This window comes from Rhodobacter sp. SY28-1 (assembly GCF_005222785.1).
GTDB lineage: Bacteria > Pseudomonadota > Alphaproteobacteria > Rhodobacterales > Rhodobacteraceae > Tabrizicola.
In genome coordinates this window covers 1,267,430-1,284,825 of record NZ_STGH01000001.1, presented here as the reverse complement: position 1 = coordinate 1,284,825, position 17,396 = coordinate 1,267,430, and the positions used below count along the sequence as shown (strand labels likewise).

At 65.3% G+C, this 17,396-nt stretch carries 16 protein-coding genes; 9 read left to right on the top strand and 7 right to left on the bottom strand.

Translation table 11 applies throughout. The features are described 5' to 3' along the window. Positions 1–51: 51 nt before the first annotated feature. On the bottom strand, positions 52–1,284 hold the full coding sequence (locus E8M84_RS06280; RefSeq protein ID WP_137110288.1) for a urate hydroxylase PuuD: 1,233 nt from the start codon (positions 1,282–1,284) through the stop codon (positions 52–54). A 97-nt stretch (positions 1,285–1,381) separates the two neighbouring features. Here E8M84_RS06280 and E8M84_RS06275 point away from each other — a divergent pair, with 97 nt between their 5' ends. Beyond that, positions 1,382–2,299, top strand: coding sequence for a LysR family transcriptional regulator (locus E8M84_RS06275; protein WP_137110287.1), 918 nt, complete (start codon positions 1,382–1,384; stop codon positions 2,297–2,299). An 80-nt stretch (positions 2,300–2,379) separates the two neighbouring features. Here E8M84_RS06275 and E8M84_RS06270 read toward each other — a convergent pair whose 3' ends face one another. Then, complete coding sequence (locus E8M84_RS06270; RefSeq protein WP_137110286.1) at positions 2,380–3,879, bottom strand: DUF2125 domain-containing protein; 1,500 nt, start codon at positions 3,877–3,879, stop codon at positions 2,380–2,382. A gap of 104 nt (positions 3,880–3,983) precedes the next feature. Next, entirely contained in the window at positions 3,984–4,337 is a 354-nt protein-coding gene (gene uraH, locus E8M84_RS06265; RefSeq protein ID WP_137110285.1) for a hydroxyisourate hydrolase, read from the bottom strand. Between the two features lie 144 nt (positions 4,338–4,481). Here uraH and puuE point away from each other — a divergent pair, with 144 nt between their 5' ends. The 5 genes from puuE to E8M84_RS06240 all read left to right on the top strand — a co-directional run bounded on the left by puuE (position 4,482) and on the right by E8M84_RS06240 (position 9,743). After that, positions 4,482–5,897, top strand: a complete 1,416-nt coding sequence (gene puuE / locus E8M84_RS06260) for an allantoinase PuuE (RefSeq protein WP_137110284.1) — start codon at positions 4,482–4,484, stop codon at positions 5,895–5,897. Then, positions 5,894–6,736, top strand: a complete 843-nt coding sequence (locus E8M84_RS06255) for a bifunctional allantoicase/(S)-ureidoglycine aminohydrolase (RefSeq protein WP_137110283.1) — start codon at positions 5,894–5,896, stop codon at positions 6,734–6,736. Before puuE ends, E8M84_RS06255 begins: the two co-directional genes overlap by 4 nt. An 82-nt stretch (positions 6,737–6,818) precedes the next feature. Beyond that, positions 6,819–7,292 carry an ureidoglycolate lyase gene (locus E8M84_RS06250; RefSeq protein WP_137110282.1) on the top strand — a complete coding sequence of 158 codons (474 nt, stop codon included), beginning with the start codon at positions 6,819–6,821 and terminating at the stop codon, positions 7,290–7,292. Positions 7,293–7,374: 82 nt separating this feature from the next. Beyond that, positions 7,375–8,859, top strand: coding sequence for a nucleobase:cation symporter-2 family protein (locus E8M84_RS06245; RefSeq protein WP_137110281.1), 1,485 nt, complete (start codon positions 7,375–7,377; stop codon positions 8,857–8,859). 107 nt (positions 8,860–8,966) lie between these two features. Then, a complete protein-coding gene (locus E8M84_RS06240) occupies positions 8,967–9,743 on the top strand; it encodes a potassium channel family protein (RefSeq protein ID WP_137110280.1) in 777 nt (258 codons plus the stop codon). A gap of 43 nt (positions 9,744–9,786) precedes the next feature. On the opposite strand, the gene E8M84_RS06235 is transcribed toward E8M84_RS06240, so the two are convergent. Together E8M84_RS06235 and E8M84_RS06230 are read right to left on the bottom strand one after the other, a co-directional pair. Beyond that, positions 9,787–10,656 carry an SH3 domain-containing protein gene (locus tag E8M84_RS06235; RefSeq protein ID WP_170971858.1) on the bottom strand — a complete coding sequence of 290 codons (870 nt, stop codon included), beginning with the start codon at positions 10,654–10,656 and terminating at the stop codon, positions 9,787–9,789. A gap of 165 nt (positions 10,657–10,821) precedes the next feature. Then, positions 10,822–11,175, bottom strand: a complete 354-nt coding sequence (locus tag E8M84_RS06230) for a cupin domain-containing protein (protein ID WP_137110278.1) — start codon at positions 11,173–11,175, stop codon at positions 10,822–10,824. A 141-nt stretch (positions 11,176–11,316) separates the two neighbouring features. Here E8M84_RS06230 and E8M84_RS06225 point away from each other — a divergent pair, with 141 nt between their 5' ends. Then, positions 11,317–11,889, top strand: a complete 573-nt coding sequence (locus E8M84_RS06225; RefSeq protein ID WP_137110277.1) for a GNAT family N-acetyltransferase — start codon at positions 11,317–11,319, stop codon at positions 11,887–11,889. Positions 11,890–12,056: 167 nt separating this feature from the next. Here E8M84_RS06225 and E8M84_RS06220 read toward each other — a convergent pair whose 3' ends face one another. Together E8M84_RS06220 and E8M84_RS06215 are read right to left on the bottom strand one after the other, a co-directional pair. Beyond that, positions 12,057–13,031 carry a type I glyceraldehyde-3-phosphate dehydrogenase gene (locus E8M84_RS06220; RefSeq protein WP_137110276.1) on the bottom strand — a complete coding sequence of 325 codons (975 nt, stop codon included), beginning with the start codon at positions 13,029–13,031 and terminating at the stop codon, positions 12,057–12,059. Positions 13,032–13,137: 106 nt separating this feature from the next. Beyond that, entirely contained in the window at positions 13,138–15,153 is a 2,016-nt protein-coding gene (locus E8M84_RS06215; protein WP_137110275.1) for an AsmA family protein, read from the bottom strand. Between the two features lie 151 nt (positions 15,154–15,304). On the opposite strand from E8M84_RS06215, the gene rimO reads away from it, so the two are divergent. Further along, positions 15,305–16,684, top strand: a complete 1,380-nt coding sequence (gene rimO / locus E8M84_RS06210) for a 30S ribosomal protein S12 methylthiotransferase RimO (RefSeq protein ID WP_137110274.1) — start codon at positions 15,305–15,307, stop codon at positions 16,682–16,684. 82 nt (positions 16,685–16,766) lie between these two features. After that, positions 16,767–17,324 (top strand): hypothetical protein, encoded by a 558-nt coding sequence (locus E8M84_RS06205; RefSeq protein ID WP_137110273.1) that lies wholly within the window; start codon positions 16,767–16,769, stop codon positions 17,322–17,324. Positions 17,325–17,396: the final 72 nt, after the last annotated feature.

Here is a 17,396-nt window from a genome sequence, read left to right as displayed (position 1 = left end):
AACTCCTTCGAAGGAACTTGCAAAATTCTTCGAAGAGTTTTGCCCCCCCGCCTAAACCGGGTCCTCCGACCCCGCCTTGCGGAACCACTTCACTATCGCCGCCCGTTCTTCGGGCTCCATGTAGCTCAGGTTGCCGGGCGGCATGGCATGGGTCACCCCCGCCTGCAGATAGATCCGCCGCGCCTCATGCGCGATCTGGGCTTCGGTTTCCAGCACCACGCCCTTCGGCGGCCAGTGCAGGCCCTCCCAGCCCGGCTCGGCCGCATGGCACATCGAACAGCGGCCCTGCACGATGCCGACCACATCCTCGAACCCGTCCGCCGAGGCATAGACCAGCGCTGCACCGTGCAGCTTGGCTTCGCCCTCCACCACCCGCATCGGCGCGGTGGACAGCCAGGCGATGACCAGGAACAGCAGCACCGTCACAAACCATGTCCAGTGCGGGTTGCCCTTCCGGGCGTGATTGGTGTTGAACCAGTGCCGGATCGTCACGCCCATCAGGAACACCAACGACGCGATCACCCAGTTCCACTCGGTCGCAAAGACCAGCGGGTAATGGTTCGACAACATCAGGAACACGACCGGCAGCGTCAGGTAGTTGTTGTGGGTCGACCGCTGCTTGGCGATCTTGCCATACTTCGGGTCCGGCTTCCGCCCGGCCTTCAGGTCCGCCACCACGATCCGCTGGTTCGGCATGATGACGAAGAACACGTTCCCCGACATGATGCTGGCCGTGAAGGCCCCCAGATGCAGCATCGCCGCCCGTCCGCTGAACACCTGAGTGTAGAACCAGCTCATCCCGACCAGCACGACGAACAGCGCCAGCATCAGCACGTTCTGATCCGCGTTCACGAAGACCTTGCAGATCGTGTTGTAGGCCACCCAGCCGAAGGCCAGTGACGCCAGGGAAATCGCTACCGCCTGCCAGACCGACAGCTCCATCACCGTCGGGTCGATCAGGAACATCTCGGCGCCCAGGTAGTAGACCAGCACCAGCATGGCGAAACCGCTCAGCCAAGTCGCATAGCTTTCCCACTTGAACCAGACCAGGTGATCCGGCATCGAGGCGGGCGCCACGAGATATTTCTGGATGTGGTAGAACCCCCCGCCGTGGACCTGCCATTCCTCGCCATCCGCGCCGCTGGCCAGGTTCCGGTCCCGGTGCAGCCCAAGGTCCAGCGCGATGAAATAGAAGCTCGACCCGATCCAGGCGATGGCGGTGATCACATGCAGCCAGCGCGCCGCGATCTCGACCCATTCCCACAAGACGACCCAGTCGTACATCGCGGCCTCCCCTTTGGCATTTTCGAAACGCTATACCGCGCGCCACCTTTCTGTTAATCCATCGAAACGCCGCATCACTTTCAAGCACGGACGTAAAATGTCCTATGTGAACAACATCCGCATGTTCGTCCGTGTCTACGAATTGGGCAGCATGTCCGCCGCCGCCCGCGATCAGCGCACCTCGCCCGCCGTCGCCTCGGCCCGGATATCCGAGCTGGAGAAACACCTCGGCGTGCGCCTGTTCAGCCGCACCACCCGCAGCCTGCAGCCGACCGAGAACGGCCGCATCTTCTATGACGGCGCCCGCCGCGTTCTGGAAGCCATCGACGATGCCGAAGCGGCCGTGATGGACGTGACGCAGAACCCGCGCGGGACGATCTTCGTCGCGGCCCCCCTTGGCATCGGCCGCCGCCTGATCGCGCCCCGGGTTCCGGCCTTCAAGGACCTCTACCCCCAGATCGACGTCCGCCTGCGCCTGTCGGACCGCGGCATCGACGTGGTCGCCGAAGGCATCGACGTGGCCTTCCACCTTGGGCTTCTGGAGGATTCCACCCTGAAGGTCCGCACCATCGCCGACTGCCCCCGCCTGCTCTGCGCGGCGCCTGCATACATCGCGCGCCGAGGCATGCCCGAGGACGGGCCCGCACTGGTGAACGACCGGCACGACTGCCTGAACCTGCGCTTCCCCGGCGCCAAGGAATTTCAGTGGACGCTGCAGACCCCCGAAGGCCCTCGGCGGTTCGAGATCACCGGGCCATTCGAGTCCGACGACGGCGATGTCCTGACCGGCTGGGCGCTGGATGGGCGCGGGATCGTGCTGAAACCCCTGTTCGAGGTCGCCGACTACTTGCGCGACGGCCGCCTTGTCCCGGTCGCCACCGCGACCCCGCCGCTGCCGATCCAGCTCTCTGCCCTCAGCCAGCACCGCAGGCTGAAGGACCCGAAGGTCCAGCTTTTCACCGACTACATGGCGGCCCAGATCCGCGACGACCTTCGGCGCATCGCGCAATCGTAAGGTGGGCGATCCGCCCACCCTACGAACAGGAAAGGGCGGGACCAAAGCCCCGCCCCCTTTTCCAGACCCGAAGGTCAGGATCACATCGGCAGCGGCTGGCCGTTCACCAGGATCTGCATGCCTTCCTTGGCCTCGATCTTCGAGGTCAGCTCGTCCGCGTTCGCGCCGGGCACCATGAACATGCCCATCATCATCCGCGCGCCCATGGCGTCTTCCTCGGCCATCAGGCCCGTCGCGATCAGCCCGTCGATCAGCGCGTTCGCGCCGGTCACGGTCACGTTCGCCTCGCCCAGCGGCATCGGCATGCCCATCGAGTTGTCGAAGGTGAACGCCCCGGTCCCGGCCAGCGCCGCGCCCGCGACCTTCAGGCCCAGTTCGGTGATGTTCAGGCTTTCCAGCGCCGGGACATAGGGCACCCCGGTCTCTTCCGCCGCGACCAGTGCGGGCAGATCCATCTTGGTCTTGCCAGAGATGTCGATGGCGATCTGCGCCGCATCGCGCGGCAGGGCGGCGTTCGGGTCGAACATCGCCCAGGCTTCCTCGTTGATGCTGAAATCGGCCAGCTTCAGGACAAAGCCATAGTCGCCCGCCGCTTCGGTCGCGATCACCGGCGAGGTCAGGCCAAACTCCAGCGGTCCGCTGGTCACCTTCACCGGCACCGGCAACGCACCCGCCGCGGATTCGATTTCCAGCCCGGCCGCCATCGACTTGATCGAGAAGGTGTCCTTGTTGAACACCGCCGTGCCTTCGCCGCCACCTGCCTTCATCACCAGGTCCATCGGCATGAAGGCGCTTTCCTGCTTCATGGTGCCCGAAGATTCACCCTGCTTGGTCGACATGGTGACAGCCAGCCCCTCGTTCAGCGCCGTGGTGAAATCGGCGGGCGAGGCGATGGCGGTCAGTGCGATGGTCGTGGGCAGCGCAAAGCTCAGCGCCAGGTCGATGCCCTGGGTGGTGCTGGTCGAGGTCTGCTTCAGCTCCATCCCCGGATCGTCGGAATTGGTCGTATAGGCCAGAGTGTCGGCCTTCAGCGACCAGCCGAAGGTGCGGTTGGTGCCGGGGGTGTCGGAATAGGTGCCCGACAGGTTGGCAAAGCTGACATCGCCCGAGGACGAGACCTTGGGCGCTTCCGATCCGTCGAAGGACATGCCCGGATAGGTGCTGTCGTAGACCACGTCCAGCTTGGCCGCGGCATAGTCATAGGCCACGCCGCCATCGGCTTCCCGCGCGGTGATGGTCAGCCCGTCATGCGTCAGCTTGACCGAGCCTTCGGTATCGCCGGTCATCGCCACGCCGATGTCCGCACCCGGGACAATCGCCACCGACCCGTCCGACTGTTCGGTCAGGGTCATGTCCGAAATCGTCAGGCCCGCCACGCCTTCCGGGGCGATCGACACGCCATTCAGCGTCAACACACCACCGGAATTGTTCTCGGTCGCGGCCGAGATGGTCAGACCCACCATCGCGCCAGCATCCTTCCAGGACTGCCAGACCTGATCCGCGGTCAGCGCGGCATGGGCGGTGCCGCTGAGCAACAAAGCAATTGCAGGGGCTGCTATGAAACTATTCATCCGAAACATGCGGTTCTCCTTGAGCCGAATAAATTTTACGCCGCCACATAATGCCGGTCGGGCGGAAATCGCAAGTGACGCTTTCAAGACCTTTTTGGGGAAAACCTAACCGGTCAGGACCCCCGGTAGGTCGAATAGCCGAAGGGCGAGATGAGAAGCGGCACATGATAATGCTGGCTGGCGTCCGGCACTCCAAAGCGGATCGGGATTTCATCAAGGAAAAGAATACCTTCGCCCGCCTGCCCACTGACCCGCAGATAGTCGCCCGCGCAGAAGACCAGCTCGTACGTCCCCGCCTCCAGCGTGTCGCCTTCCAGAAGCGGCCCGTCGGTGCGCCCGTCCGCGTTGGTCACGACCTCCTTCACCTTCCGGTGACTCTGCCCGGAAATCCGGTACAGCATGATCTTCACCCCCGCCGCGGGCTTGCCCTTCGCGGTGTCCAGCACATGCGTCGACAGCCGTCCCATGCCACATCCTCCATCGTTTGCCCGGTATCTGACCACGAAACCGGCGCCACTGCGACCCGGCGTTGTGCGCATATGACCTTTCGTGAAATCCTGAAAATATCTTCCGCGATCTTCCCCTAGTCTCGCCACAAAGGAGAGCACCCCGTGAACCGCTACCCCCGAGATTTCCGTGGCCACGGCCCCAATCCCCCCGACGCCCGCTGGCCCGGGGCTGCGAAGATCGCCGTGTCCATCGTCCTGAACTATGAAGAGGGCGGCGAGAACAACCTCCTGCACGGTGACGCCCAGTCCGAGGCGTTCCTGTCCGACATCGCAGGGGCCGCCCCCTGGCCGGGGCAACGCCACTGGAACATGGAATCGATCTACGACTACGGCGCCCGCGCCGGGTTCTGGCGGCTGCACCGGCTGTTCACCGGGATGGACATCCCCGTCACGATCTACGGTGTGACCTCTGCCCTTGCCCGCAACCCCGAACAGGTCGCCGCGATGAAGGCTGCCGGGTGGGAGATCGCCTCCCACGGCCTGAAATGGGTCGATCACCGCGACATGACCCCCGAAGAGGAAGCCCGCCAGATCGCAGAAAGCTTCCGCCTGCATGAGGAAGTCGTCGGGACCCCGCCGCAAGGCTGGTACACCGGTCGCTGCAGCATGAACACAGTGCGCCTCACCGCCGAGACCCGGAAACTGGCCTGGATCTCCGACACCTACGACGACGACCTGCCCTACTGGCGCGAATATGGCGACTATGACCAGCTGGTGATCCCCTACACGCTGGAAGCAAACGACATGCGCTTTGCCACCGCCCCGGGCTACATCACCGGGGAACAGTTCTTCCAATATCTCAAGGACAGCTTCGACACGCTTTATGCCGAGGGCGAGGCAGGCGCAGCCAAGATGTTTTCGATCGGCCTCCACTGCCGCCTGATCGGCCGCCCCGGCAAGATCGCAGGGCTGAAGCGCTTCCTCGACTATGCAAAATCCCACACCGGCGTCTGGTTCCCGCGCCGGATCGACATTGCGCGGCACTGGGAAAAAACCCACCCTCACAAGAGGTTCGAGCGACCCAGCCAGATGCCGCGCACCCGCTTCGTCGAGAAGTACGGTTCCATTTTCGAACATTCCCCCTGGATCGCCGAACGCGCCTTCGACCTGGAACTCGGCCCCGCCCACGACAGCGCCACGGGCCTTCACAATGCCCTGACCCGCATGTTCCGCAGCGCCAGCGCGGAGGAACGTCTCAACGTCCTAAAGGCCCACCCAGACCTCGCCGGGAAACTCGCCACCGCGAAACGCCTGACGCCTGAATCCACCGCCGAACAGGCCTCCGCTGCCCTCGACGCACTTACAGACGAGGAGCGAAGCCGCTTCCAGCGGCTGAACGAGGAGTATGTGGCAAAGCACGGTTTCCCCTTCATCATCGCCGTCCGCGACAACAGCAAGGCCTCGATCCTGCAGGCCTTTGAAACCCGGATATCCAACGACACCCCGACCGAATTCGCCACCGCCTGCAAACAGGTGGAGCGCATCGCCGAACTGCGTCTCAAGGACCAATTGCCATGACCGGCTACTACACGCCCCCCGGCGGCCTGCCCCCGCAGACCGCGCTGATGACCCAGCGTGCGGTCTTCACCACCGCCTATGCCTTCATCCCGAAAGGCTGCTTTTCCGACATCGTCACCAGCTACCTGCCCGGCTGGACGAAGACCCGCCTCTGGCTGATCGCGCGGCCCATGTCGGGCTTTGCCGAGACCTTCTCCCAATACGTCATGGAGGTCCAACCCGGCGGTGGCTCGGACGCGCCCGACCCGGACACAGGTGCCGAACATTGGCTTTTCTTCACTTGCGGCCTCGCCACCCTGACCATCGACGGAACGGGGTATGAGATGGAGGAAGGCTCCTACGCCTATCTCCCCGCAGGCACCCGCTGGACGCTTCTCGCCGAAGGCAGCCGGCCCGCCCGCTTCCACTGGCTGCGCAAGATCTACGAACCCGCCCCCGGGGTCGCCGCCCCCGCAGCCTTCGTCATCAACGAACGCGACGTGCCGATCCGCTGGATGCCGGACACCCACGACCGTTGGGGCACCACCCGCTTTGTCGAACCCGACGACATCCGCCACGACGCGCATGTCAATATCGTCACCTTCCAGCCCGGCGGCGTGATCCCGTTCGAGGAAACCCATGTCATGGAGCACGGGCTTTATGTGCTGGAGGGCAAGGCTGTCTACAAGCTGAACCAGGACTGGGTCGAGGTCGAGGCGGGCGATTTCATGTGGCTGCGCGCCTACTGCCCGCAGGCCTGCTATGCCGCCGGTCCGGGCCGCTTCCGCTATCTCCTCTACAAGGACGTCAACCGCCACGCCAAACTCCGCGGCCCAGGCGCATTTGGACCGGTCCGCTGATGGCTTGCTCATGTCCAGAATACTCCACGGGGGGTCCGGGGGGCGTGAAGCCCCATGATGGCCAGCCACAGGGCGCAGCACCATGAGAACCCTGCGCCCCCTTCCCCTCACCGCCGAAGCCTTCGCCCCCTTCGGCGATGTGCTGGAGGCCACCGGCGACCACCGCCTGATCAACGAAGGGATGTGCAAACGCCATCACGACCGGGCAAGGCTCGACTTCGGCGATGCCCGCGCAGGCATCTCGATCTTCAATGCAAGGCCCCGGTCGCTCCCCTACAGCTTCGACCTGATCGAACGTCACCCTGAAGGCTCGCAAGCCTTCCTGCCGATGACGGACGCCCCCTTCCTTGTCATCGTGGCGCCTGATCCGCAGGCAGAGCCGCGCGCTTTCCTGACAAACGGGTCGCAGGGCATCAACCTCCATCGCGGCACCTGGCACGGCGTGCTGACACCGCTCTCCGCCCCCGGCATCTTTGCCGTGGTCGACCGTATCGGGCCGACCCCGAACCTGGAAGAACACCGTTACACCGAACCGTGGACGGTCCTCGCCCCGTAAGGGGGCGCCTAACCGGAGCGCAGGCAGGGGCCTTGTGCAGACGGCGCGAATACAAACAAGCCCCAAGGGAAAAGGAAACCGAATGTCCACCACGCACCCCGTGGACGAGATGCTGCCCCCGCCAAAGCTGTTCACGCTTGGCCTGCAGCACGTTCTCGTCATGTATGCCGGCGCCGTCGCCGTCCCCCTGATCGTCGGCCGCGCGCTGAAACTGGAACCGGCCGACGTGGCCTTCCTGATCTCGGCCGACCTCTTCGTCTGCGGCCTTGTCACCCTGATCCAGTCCATGGGCGCGACCCAGTGGTTCGGGATCAAACTGCCGGTGATGATGGGCGTGACCTTCGCCGCCGTCGGCCCGATGGTCGCGATGGCCAACGCCAACCCCGGCCCGGAAGGCGCCCGCGCGATCTTCGGCGCGATCATCGCCGCCGGGATCATCTCGATCATCATCGCGCCGCTGGTCAGCCGGATGCTGCGCTTCTTCCCGCCCGTGGTGACCGGCACGATCATCCTCGTCATCGGCGTCAGCCTGATGCGGATCGGAATCAACTGGATCTTCGGCAACCCCGTCGGCCCGACCGCCCCATCGATCATCGACCCGGCCCATGCCGATTGGCTGAAAGCCGTGACCGAAGGCGCCGCCGCAGGCACCGTGACCGGCTTGCCTGAGCTTCCCGCGAAGTTCGCCCCGGCCCCGACGATGATGAACCCGGCCTACGCGCCCTTGGGCAATGTGGCTATCTCGGCCATCGTGCTGGTGTCCATCCTCATGATCGCCCGTTTCGCCAAGGGCTTCGTCGCCAACATCTCGGTCCTTCTCGGCATCATCATCGGCGCCGTCATCGCCGTGGCGCTGGGCAAGATGACCTTCGACAAGGTCGCCGATGCCTCGTGGTTCGGCCTGATCACACCCTTCCATTTCGGAACGCCGACCTTTGACCTGGTGATGATCGTGACCATGACCCTCGTCATGATCGTGGTGATGATCGAATCCACCGGCATGTTCCTGGCCTTGGGCGACATGACCGGCAAGCCCGTCACGCAACCGATGCTCTCCTCGGGCCTGCGGACCGACGGCCTTGGCACCCTGATTGGCGGGATCTTCAACACCTTCCCCTACACGTCCTTCAGCCAGAACGTCGGCCTCGTCGGGGTGACCGGAGTCCGCTCGCGCTTTGTCTGCGTCGCGGGGGGCATCATCCTGATCGTCCTCGGCCTCGTCCCCAAGATGGGCGCACTGGTTGAATCCGTACCCACCATGGTCCTCGGCGGCGCGGGCCTCGTGATGTTCGGCATGGTTGCCGCCACCGGCATCCGCATCCTTGCGGGCGTCGACTTTGCCAGGAACCGCAACAACCTGTTCATCGTCGCGGTCTCGGTCGGAATGGGGATGATCCCGCTGGTGGCCCCCAACTTCAAGCAGTGGATGCCGCACGACATCCACCCGCTGATCGAAAGCGGCATCCTCCTCGCCTCGATCACCGCCGTGATCCTGAACGCCTTCTTCAACGGCACCGAAGATCAGACCGACGCGATCAAGGCCGCCGCTGCGCAGGCCGACCATTGACACAAGGCGCGGCCCTTCCATGACCGGTAGGGCCGCCCCCGCTTTCCCCCCTGACAGCCTGCCCCGGCCCGGCTACTCTCGGCCCAAGCGCCCCAGGCAGGACCCGCATGACCGACACAACCCTCCGCTCCCGCCTCCGCGCGCTGTACGAAGGCGCTGGCCCGACCGGAGACCGCTTCCGCTATGGCCTCCTCGCCTTTGACCTGCTGACCGTCGCCTGGCTTGTCGCTTCCTCTTTCCTCGAACGCGGGCCGCACCACATCCGGATCGACATTGGTATCGGTCTCGTCTTCCTGGCCGATTTCATGGCGCGGCTCTGGATCTCGCGCCGCCCGCTGAAGGACTTTCTCAGCTTCTGGGGCATCGCGGACATTCTGGTCATCGTCTCGCTCCTCGTCCCGATCTGGGGCGAGGGGCTCGCGTTCCTGCGCGTCCTGCGGCTTTACCGGGTGGTCCACTCGCCGCAGACGCTGGCCCAACTGCGCGACGACATTCCCGGATTCCGCCGCAACGAAACCACGATCCGCGCCGCGCTTAATCTTGTGATCTTCATCTTCGCGATGACCTCGCTGGTCTACCAGACGCAAGGCCAGGTGAATGACAAGATCACCAACTACGTCGATGCGCTGTATTTCACCGTGACCACCCTGACCACGACCGGCTTCGGGGATATCACGCTGGTCGGCACCAGCGGCAAGCTGATTGCCGTCACCATCATGATCTTCGGCATCAGCCTGTTCCTGCGGCTGGTTCAGGTCGTCCTGCGCCCGCCCAAGGCGCATTTCCCCTGCCCGACCTGCGGGTTGCGCCGGCATGACCACGACGCCGTCCACTGCAAGGCCTGCGGGACCGTGCTGAACATCCCCGACGACGGGCTGGATTGAGACCGAAGCGCAGCAGGCTCACGCCCCGGCCAAATGCGAAGCGTCAGCCCTCGCGCAGATAGCGCCCGTTGACCCAGCCGGTGACCTGGACGCCGCCCGTTGTCTGGATCTTGCACCACCGCGTCTGCCCCGAGGTCTCGCACCCCAGGTTCCGCACCCTGGCCCCCTGCGCCAGACGGGCAATCACTTCGCCCTGCGTCGATGGCCGGGTCCGCACGTTCAGCGTGTCGCCTGCCGTCAGGCCCCGCACGACATAGAAATCGGGGCCCCCGTCATCCGGGATTGGTGGCGGCGTGACCGGAGGTCTCGCGGATTCCGTCAGATAGCGCCCCGCCACCCAGCCGGTCACGTCCATCCCCGTGGTCGACCGGATCCGGCACCACCGGGTCGATCCGGTCATCCGGCAACCCAGATTGCGGACGATCTCGCCATTGCGCAGCGTCGCCAGAACCGCGGATCCGGATTTAGGCTCCAGGCGCACGCCCAGCCGTTCGTTCGACGCCAGACCACGCACCTTCCAGTAATCCGGTCCGCCGGTCAGGCCATCGTCGGGCGGCGGGGCCGCACCCTCGACCAGAAAGCGACCCGAGACATAGCCGGAAATCCTGCCGTCCATCGTGGTGACTTCGCACCACCGCGCACTGCCGCCACCGACACACACGCCCTTGTTCACCCGGGTTCCGAATGACAGCGTCCCAACCACGGGAAACAGCGCCGTCGGACCGGCCCGGACGTTGACCCGGGTGTTTGCGGCGATGTTGCCGATCGTCACCACCCCCGGTCCCGTGACCGGCTCGGCCCGCTCGGTGGCCTGCGCGGCCACAGGCGGTGCCGCAAGCGCTTGAAAGGCGATCAGGATTACAGCGACCAGCAGACCGCGCAGAGAAACTGAAGGGGCAGAGCGTGACAGCATGTCGGTCCCTCGACTCATCCGTGACTGATGGGACCTACATAGCATGCTTCGCACCAGCGCGGGCCTTGTTTTGCAGTGACTTCAGCAGGCTATGCCTGCCCCCACCGGGATCGGGCAGTTCCTTCCTGCAAACGGTCACCTTCCCCGACAGCAGGTCCGCAAGGCCTACTTCAGCTTGATGCAGAAATGCTTCCGGACCGGAGCCTCGATCTTCCAGGTCCCCTTGAAGGTCGGCTCCACCACGAAGGCATCGCCCGGTCGCAGGGTCACCGGGCTGCCACCGTCCGGGGTGATGGTGATCTGGCCGTCGATCAGGTGGACGAATTCGTAGAACTTGTAGGATGCGTGCCACGACCCCACAGTCGCCTCCCAGGTCCCGCTGATGACGCTGCCATCTGCACTGGTATGCTGGACCCAGGTCTTCATCGAGGGTGTGCCTTCGGTCTTCACCCAGCCTTCAAGGTCGGTCACCATCGGCTCGGGGCCGGGGGCGGGAAAGCGGAAAACGGTGTCGGTCATGGCGGTTCTCCCTGTCATCGGCCTTTGGTAGGTTCCCGCTCCCGATCACGCAAGGCCGGTACGCGCCATTTCCCGTCGGTTTCCGCCTTGCAAGGCGATGCCCGGTCTGGTTCACCCTTGGCCTGACAGGAGGTGCAACCGATGCTGATCCGTGACGCCAAACCCAGTGACGCTGACCATCTGGTCCGTTTCATCAACATGGCCGCCGACGACCTGCCGCTGCATTTCTGGAAGAAGTCGGTCGGTCCTGACGGCGACCCGATGGCGCTTGGTCGCGAAAGGGCCGCGCGCGAGACGGGGAATTTCTCCTACCGCAACGCCTGGCTGGCCGAAGTCGACGGCCAGGTCGCCGCCTGCCTGCTGGGCTACCCCGCTGCGCTGGAGCCCGAACCCATCGAGCCCGACACCCAACCCCTGTTCGTGCCGCTGATCGAGTTGGAGAACCTTGCGCCGGGTGCGTGGTATCTGAACGTGCTGGCGACCTATCCCCAGTATCGCGGCAAGGGGCTTGGGTCCGCGCTATTGGCAAAGGCCGAGGAGGTGACTCGTCACATGGGCCGCACCACCATCAGCCTGATCGCCGAGGACACCCATCAGGACGCGCTGCGCCTGTACCGCGCAAAGGGGTTTACCGAGATCGCCCGCCGCCCCGTCGTCAAGGAAGACTGGCAGGTTGACGCGCGGGAGTGGATCCTGTTCACTAAGCCCATCTGACGCCTCCTCGTTCGACTTCGTCTCCTCGTTGGAGGATGCCTGCGAGGAGGGCGAAGTCCCCGACGAGCCGTCCGGAAGCCCCGGAAGGCAAACCTTTCCAAATCCCTAACGCCCGCGCCCAACCTGTTGAAATCACAGGAATCCCGGCGTTTGTCCACCGTTGACACTCACCCCATCAGCAGCGCCATGTCGAGCATCCGGTTGGAAAACCCCCACTCGTTGTCGTACCACCCGAAGACCCGCAGCATCCCGCCTGCCGAGACCTTCGTCTCCGGGCAGGCCATCACCACCGACTCCGCCCGCGCCCGCAGGTCTGTCGAGACAAGCGGCCGGTCCGTCGCCCCGATCACCCCCCCGGCCGCCCGGAAGGCTGCATTGACCTCCTCCACCGAGGGCCGTTTTTCCGTCACCAGATGGAAATCCACACAGGACACGCTGGCGACCGGCACCCGCACCGCCTGCGCCACGATCCGCCCCGCGATCTCGGGCAGCACCCCGTCCAATAGCCGCGCCGCCGAGGTCGTCGTGGGCACCATCGACAAAGCCGCCGCCCGGCTGCGCGGGTAGTCGGCGGCAGGCGCATCCACCGTCGGCTGGCTGCCGGTGTAGCAGTGGACCGTCGTCATTGACCCCGTCACGATCCCCCAGTTCTGATGAATCAGCTTCGCCAGCGGGGCCAGCGCATTCGTCGTGCAGGAGGCGTTCGAGACGATCCTCTGCCCGTCCAGCACCCCGTCATTCGCCCCCAGCACCACTGTCGCTTCCGCCGCCCCGGACGGCCCTGAGATCAGCACCCGTCCCGCCCCGGCCCGCAGCCCCCGCCCTGCCACCTCCGGCGCCTCGGCCCGGCCGGTGCATTCCATCACCAGATCGACACCCTGCAAGTCCAGCGTCGACAAGTCGGGCGTCCGATGCAGCGGCAGACACCGGCCATCCACCACCAGCCCGCTGTCCTGCAAGCCGACCGTCCCCCGCCACGGCCCGAAGACCGAGTCGTATTCGAACAGATAGGCGCACATCTCGGGTGCCGCGATGTCGTTGATCCCGACGATCTCCAGCCCCGGCCATTTTTCGGGGGTCAGCAGGTAGGCCCGGAGAACCGACCTGCCGATCCGCCCGAACCCGTTGATGAAGACCCGCATCGGTCCGCCTCCTGTGCCAAGACTGAAGCAGTCTCAACACGGGTTGGCCGAACCATCAACAAGCTTTTGATCAAAACTTGTGCCCATCACAATGCCGGGCCGGGCCTCAGTTCCCACCGAGGATTTCGTCCAGCGCCTTGCGCGCCTCGTCCTCCAGTGCCTCGCGTGCGCCGCGTTCGGCCGCTTCGCCGAGCGACTCGTCGGGGGCGACCTCGACGCCAAGCTCCTCCCTCAGCCGCTGCTCCAGTTCCGCCTTCGCGGCAGCTTCGGCGGCCTTGGCTTCGGCCTCCAACCGCTCTGCCACCGCCTTCGCCTCGGCTTCCATCTTTTCCCGCGCGATGGATTCAAGGTCCAGACGGAACCGCGGCTTGGCCCAGGGCCCGGTGATCAACAGCGGCACCATCACCCCTCCGGTCCCGTCTTCTGCCGCAAGGGCCGTCGGGCGGATGCGATAGTCGAGCGTTCGTGCCCCAAGACCGATCTCGCCCGCGCCCGAAGCGGTCAGATAGGGTGCCACCAGTTTCAGATCGCTGTTCGACAGGACCCCGTCGGCAATCGAGAATGTCCCGGCCAGTCCGTCGAAGATCGTCTTCTGCCCCTCACCGACATAGCCCGGGTCCAGCGTCCGCAGCATGCCACCGATGTCGAGCCCCCGAAGCTCCCCCTTGCCAAGTTCAAGGTTTCCCTGACCTTTCAGGCTTTGCATGATCGCCGCGACCGAATTGCCGACGCCCAGAAACTCCAGCTCGAAATCGCCGGTCGACACCAGACGGTCCCAGCCGGCAAGATCGGTGAACAGCGGTTCGGTCTGCAGGCCCGCGAACGACAGACGTCCGCCGACCGACAGGCCACCCCGCCCGTTGGTCACGAAGTCACCGCTGATCTGGCCACCATAGGCCTGCATCTCGCGGATTTCGGTCACCGCCCGCGCGCGGTCGACGGTGATCAGCACCCGGGTCTGACCCAGTTTCAGGACCCCAAGGTCGACCGAGGGCGCCGCCAGTGCGATCTCGGCATCCATCACGCCAAGGGCCGAGACGTCGATCTCGCCCTCGGGCCAGCCTTCGGCCTGCATCCCCCCGGCCTCGCCACCGCCCATCTCGCCGGCAGGTCCGGTCCCGATGGAGATCGGACCGGCGGCCAGCTGGGCCTTCAGCCGGGGGCGCGCCTCGCCGGGGGTTAGGTCGAGGTCCCCCTTGATCTGGTTGGTGTCCGCAACGATCTCGGCCCCGCGGAGGAAGGCGGCACCCGTTCCGTCCAGCGTCAGCTGCCCGCTGATCTGCAGCCGGTCATGCCCAAGTCCAGGGTTGGGCCGGGCAAGATCGCTGCCGATGAGCGACCCCAGCGCGGGCAGGTCGGACAGGTCGGCCACAAGCGCCCCCTCGGCGGCAAAGGGCGCATAGCCGCCGCGACCCTCAAAGCCCAGCTTGCTGCTACCCGCCACCAGACTGGCCTTGACCGGCACGACGCGACCCATGGCGAAGGCCGAGAACACCTCGCCCGACAGGTCGACCGCTACCTGCTGCCCGCTGGACAGGGCCGTCGCAGCCAGGGTGAAGGGGCCCGAGAAATCGGGGATCGACAGGCTGGCGTTCACCTCATCCAGCGCGATGCTGCGTCCGGTCTGGCGGTCGATGAACTGGATTCGACCACCAGTGATCGAGCCTTCGTCCAGGGTGAAGCCGGTGGCGGGGGGAGGAACGGCGCCTGCGCCGCCAGCCTCACCCGTGCTGCCTGCCGCGAAGACCCAGTTCGCCTGGCCATCGGCGGCGCGTTCAAGATTGATTTCGGGCCGGTCGGCAGTCAGGCCAAGGATCTTCACCTCGCCGCCCAGAAGCGCCCCCAGATTGACGTCGATCGACAGGCCTTCGGCGCGGAACAGGGGTTGGTCGCTCTCTGCCCAGTCGGCATTCTCGATGCTGACCGGGCCAGTGGTTACCCCAAGGCTCGGCCAGAGCCGGGGCTTGATCTCGCCCAGCACGTCCAGCTTGCGGCCAGTCATCGCCTCGAACTGGCCCGAGACCGCCTGCGCGATGCGTTCGGACGGAACGGTGGCCAGCAGTCCGAAGGCCAGCACGACCACCACCGCCAAAGCAATCCCGACCCGGATGATCCAGCGCATGCTCAACTCCTCGGATTTTCTTGTTTTGCCGAAGTTTACGTCCCACGGCGCCGGATTGCCAAGTCAGGGCCGCCCGACTGGCATCAAATGGCCGAGAGGCCCTTGCCGCGTTGGGCTTTCCAGACGGAACGGCGCGGAGTATAGGGCGCCCATGTCCGAGAACCCGCCGATCCTTCGCCCCGACCTTGCCCGCGCCCTTGTCCCCGACACCCGGAGAGAGGGGCAACCGACCATCGGCATGGTCTCGCTGGGCTGCCCCAAGGCGCTGGTGGACAGCGAACGCATCCTGACCCGCCTTCGCGCAGAGGGCTATGCGATCAGCCCGGACTACAAGGGCGCGGATGCGGTGATCGTGAACACCTGCGGGTTTCTGGATTCGGCCAAGGCGGAAAGCCTGGAAGCGATTGGCGAGGCCTTGCAGGAAAACGGCCGGGTGATTGTAACCGGCTGCCTTGGGGCGGAACCGGAGTACATCACCGGCGCGCATCCGAAGGTGCTGGCGGTGACCGGCCCGCACCAATACGAGGCTGTGCTGGATGCGGTCCATGGTGCCGTGCCGCCCGCGCCCGACCCGTTCATCGACCTTTTGCCCGCGACAGGGGTTTCCCTGACGCCGCGGCACTACAGCTATCTGAAGATTTCCGAAGGCTGCAATCACAAGTGCAAGTTCTGCATCATCCCCGACATGCGCGGGCGACTGGTGTCCCGCCCCGCCCATGCCGTCCTGCGTGAGGCGGAAAAGCTGGTCGAGGCGGGGGTGAAGGAGCTTCTGGTCATCAGCCAGGACACTTCGGCCTATGGGGTCGACCGCAAGCATGACCTGTCACCCTGGAAGGGTGGCGAGGTGCGCGCCCATATCACCGACCTGGCGCGCGAGATGGGCAAGCTGGGGGCCTGGGTGCGGCTGCACTACGTCTACCCCTACCCCCATGTCCGCGACCTGATCCCGCTGATGGCCGAAGGGCTGGTGCTGCCCTACCTCGACATCCCCTTCCAGCACGCCCACCCCGAGGTGCTGAAGCGGATGGCCCGGCCCGCCGCCGCCGCGCGCACCCTGGACGAGATCGCCGCCTGGCGCGCCATTGCCCCCGACCTGACCCTGCGGTCCACCTTCATCGTCGGCTACCCGGGCGAGACGGAGGCCGAGTTCCAGACCCTGCTCGACTGGCTGGACGAAGCGCAGCTGGATCGGGTCGGCTGCTTCCAGTACGAAAATGTTGCCGGGGCCCGGTCGAACGACCTGCCCGACCATGTGCCCGCAGAGGTGAAGCAGGACCGGTTCGATCGCTTTATGGAAAAAGCCCAGGCGATTTCCGAGGCGAAACTGGCCGCAAAGGTTGGAAAAGTGCTGGAAGTCATCGTCGACGAGGTTGACGAGGACGGCGCGACCTGCCGCACCAAGGCCGATGCGCCCGAGATCGACGGCAACCTGTTCATTGACGAGGGCTTCGAGGCGCTGAAGCCGGGGGACATCGTGACGGTCGAGGTGGACGAGGCTGGTGAGTATGATCTGTGGGGGCGGCTGGTCTAAGACCGGACAAGGATGACGTGACGCGCCACCTGTGGTAGGCTTGCGCATTGCCTGAAGTCATTCAATCCCATGCGAGGTCGCCATGCGCCGCCCGTTTGTCATTGCCGCCCTTCTGGCTGCGGCCCACGTCGCTCCTGCAACATCCGACATCCTGCGCAGTTGCAGGGCGAGCATCGAAGTGCAGACCTCCGGCAAGCCTGCGGTCGTGCTGGCTTACCTGACCGGTCAAGGACCGTGCAAGAACAAGGCCAACGCCGACAAGTGCCGCGAACGTGCGCGCGCCGAGTTGGATGAATGCCTGGACATCGTCTGGGCCGACCATCGTTTTGACGGAGCCCTGCCGTTGCAATGCGCCGACATGACTTCGGCCCGACGTGGGGCAAGAATGGCGTGGGAGGGTATCCGGCTGTATGAGCCGCCCCGCTCGCTTTTTCGCGAAGCGATCCACGAGGTCTGCTGCGTCCAGGCGCCGAACAAGAGCTCGGTCACATTTCATCTGGGCGGGTCGATCTGGGGCGGGCCGGGCTGCGCGAAAAGCATTGGCAATGACATGACGCAGTCGGATTTCACCTTCGTCTCGGGCTTTGGCGTCGACTGCAATCATTGGCGCGACGACGAAGGAATCTGCGACCGGCCTTAGGCCACCAGAACAACCCGGGCGAGCAATCCCTGGCCCGTCGAGGGAGGAGCCATAGCGGCCCCAAGCGCCCGC

Coding starts and splice junctions, on each gene's coding strand:
- E8M84_RS06280 (WP_137110288.1), bottom strand. CDS start 1,284: ATGTACGACTGGGTCGTCTTGTGGGAATGGGTCGAGATCGCGGCGCGC.
- E8M84_RS06275 (WP_137110287.1), top strand. CDS start 1,382: ATGTCCTATGTGAACAACATCCGCATGTTCGTCCGTGTCTACGAATTG.
- E8M84_RS06270 (WP_137110286.1), bottom strand. CDS start 3,879: ATGTTTCGGATGAATAGTTTCATAGCAGCCCCTGCAATTGCTTTGTTG.
- uraH (WP_137110285.1), bottom strand. CDS start 4,337: ATGGGACGGCTGTCGACGCATGTGCTGGACACCGCGAAGGGCAAGCCC.
- E8M84_RS06255 (WP_137110283.1), top strand. CDS start 5,894: ATGACCGGCTACTACACGCCCCCCGGCGGCCTGCCCCCGCAGACCGCG.
- E8M84_RS06250 (WP_137110282.1), top strand. CDS start 6,819: ATGAGAACCCTGCGCCCCCTTCCCCTCACCGCCGAAGCCTTCGCCCCC.
- E8M84_RS06245 (WP_137110281.1), top strand. CDS start 7,375: ATGTCCACCACGCACCCCGTGGACGAGATGCTGCCCCCGCCAAAGCTG.
- E8M84_RS06240 (WP_137110280.1), top strand. CDS start 8,967: ATGACCGACACAACCCTCCGCTCCCGCCTCCGCGCGCTGTACGAAGGC.
- E8M84_RS06235 (WP_170971858.1), bottom strand. CDS start 10,656: ATGCTGTCACGCTCTGCCCCTTCAGTTTCTCTGCGCGGTCTGCTGGTC.
- E8M84_RS06230 (WP_137110278.1), bottom strand. CDS start 11,175: ATGACCGACACCGTTTTCCGCTTTCCCGCCCCCGGCCCCGAGCCGATG.
- E8M84_RS06225 (WP_137110277.1), top strand. CDS start 11,317: ATGCTGATCCGTGACGCCAAACCCAGTGACGCTGACCATCTGGTCCGT.
- E8M84_RS06220 (WP_137110276.1), bottom strand. CDS start 13,031: ATGCGGGTCTTCATCAACGGGTTCGGGCGGATCGGCAGGTCGGTTCTC.
- E8M84_RS06215 (WP_137110275.1), bottom strand. CDS start 15,153: ATGCGCTGGATCATCCGGGTCGGGATTGCTTTGGCGGTGGTGGTCGTG.
- rimO (WP_137110274.1), top strand. CDS start 15,305: ATGTCCGAGAACCCGCCGATCCTTCGCCCCGACCTTGCCCGCGCCCTT.
- E8M84_RS06205 (WP_137110273.1), top strand. CDS start 16,767: ATGCGCCGCCCGTTTGTCATTGCCGCCCTTCTGGCTGCGGCCCACGTC.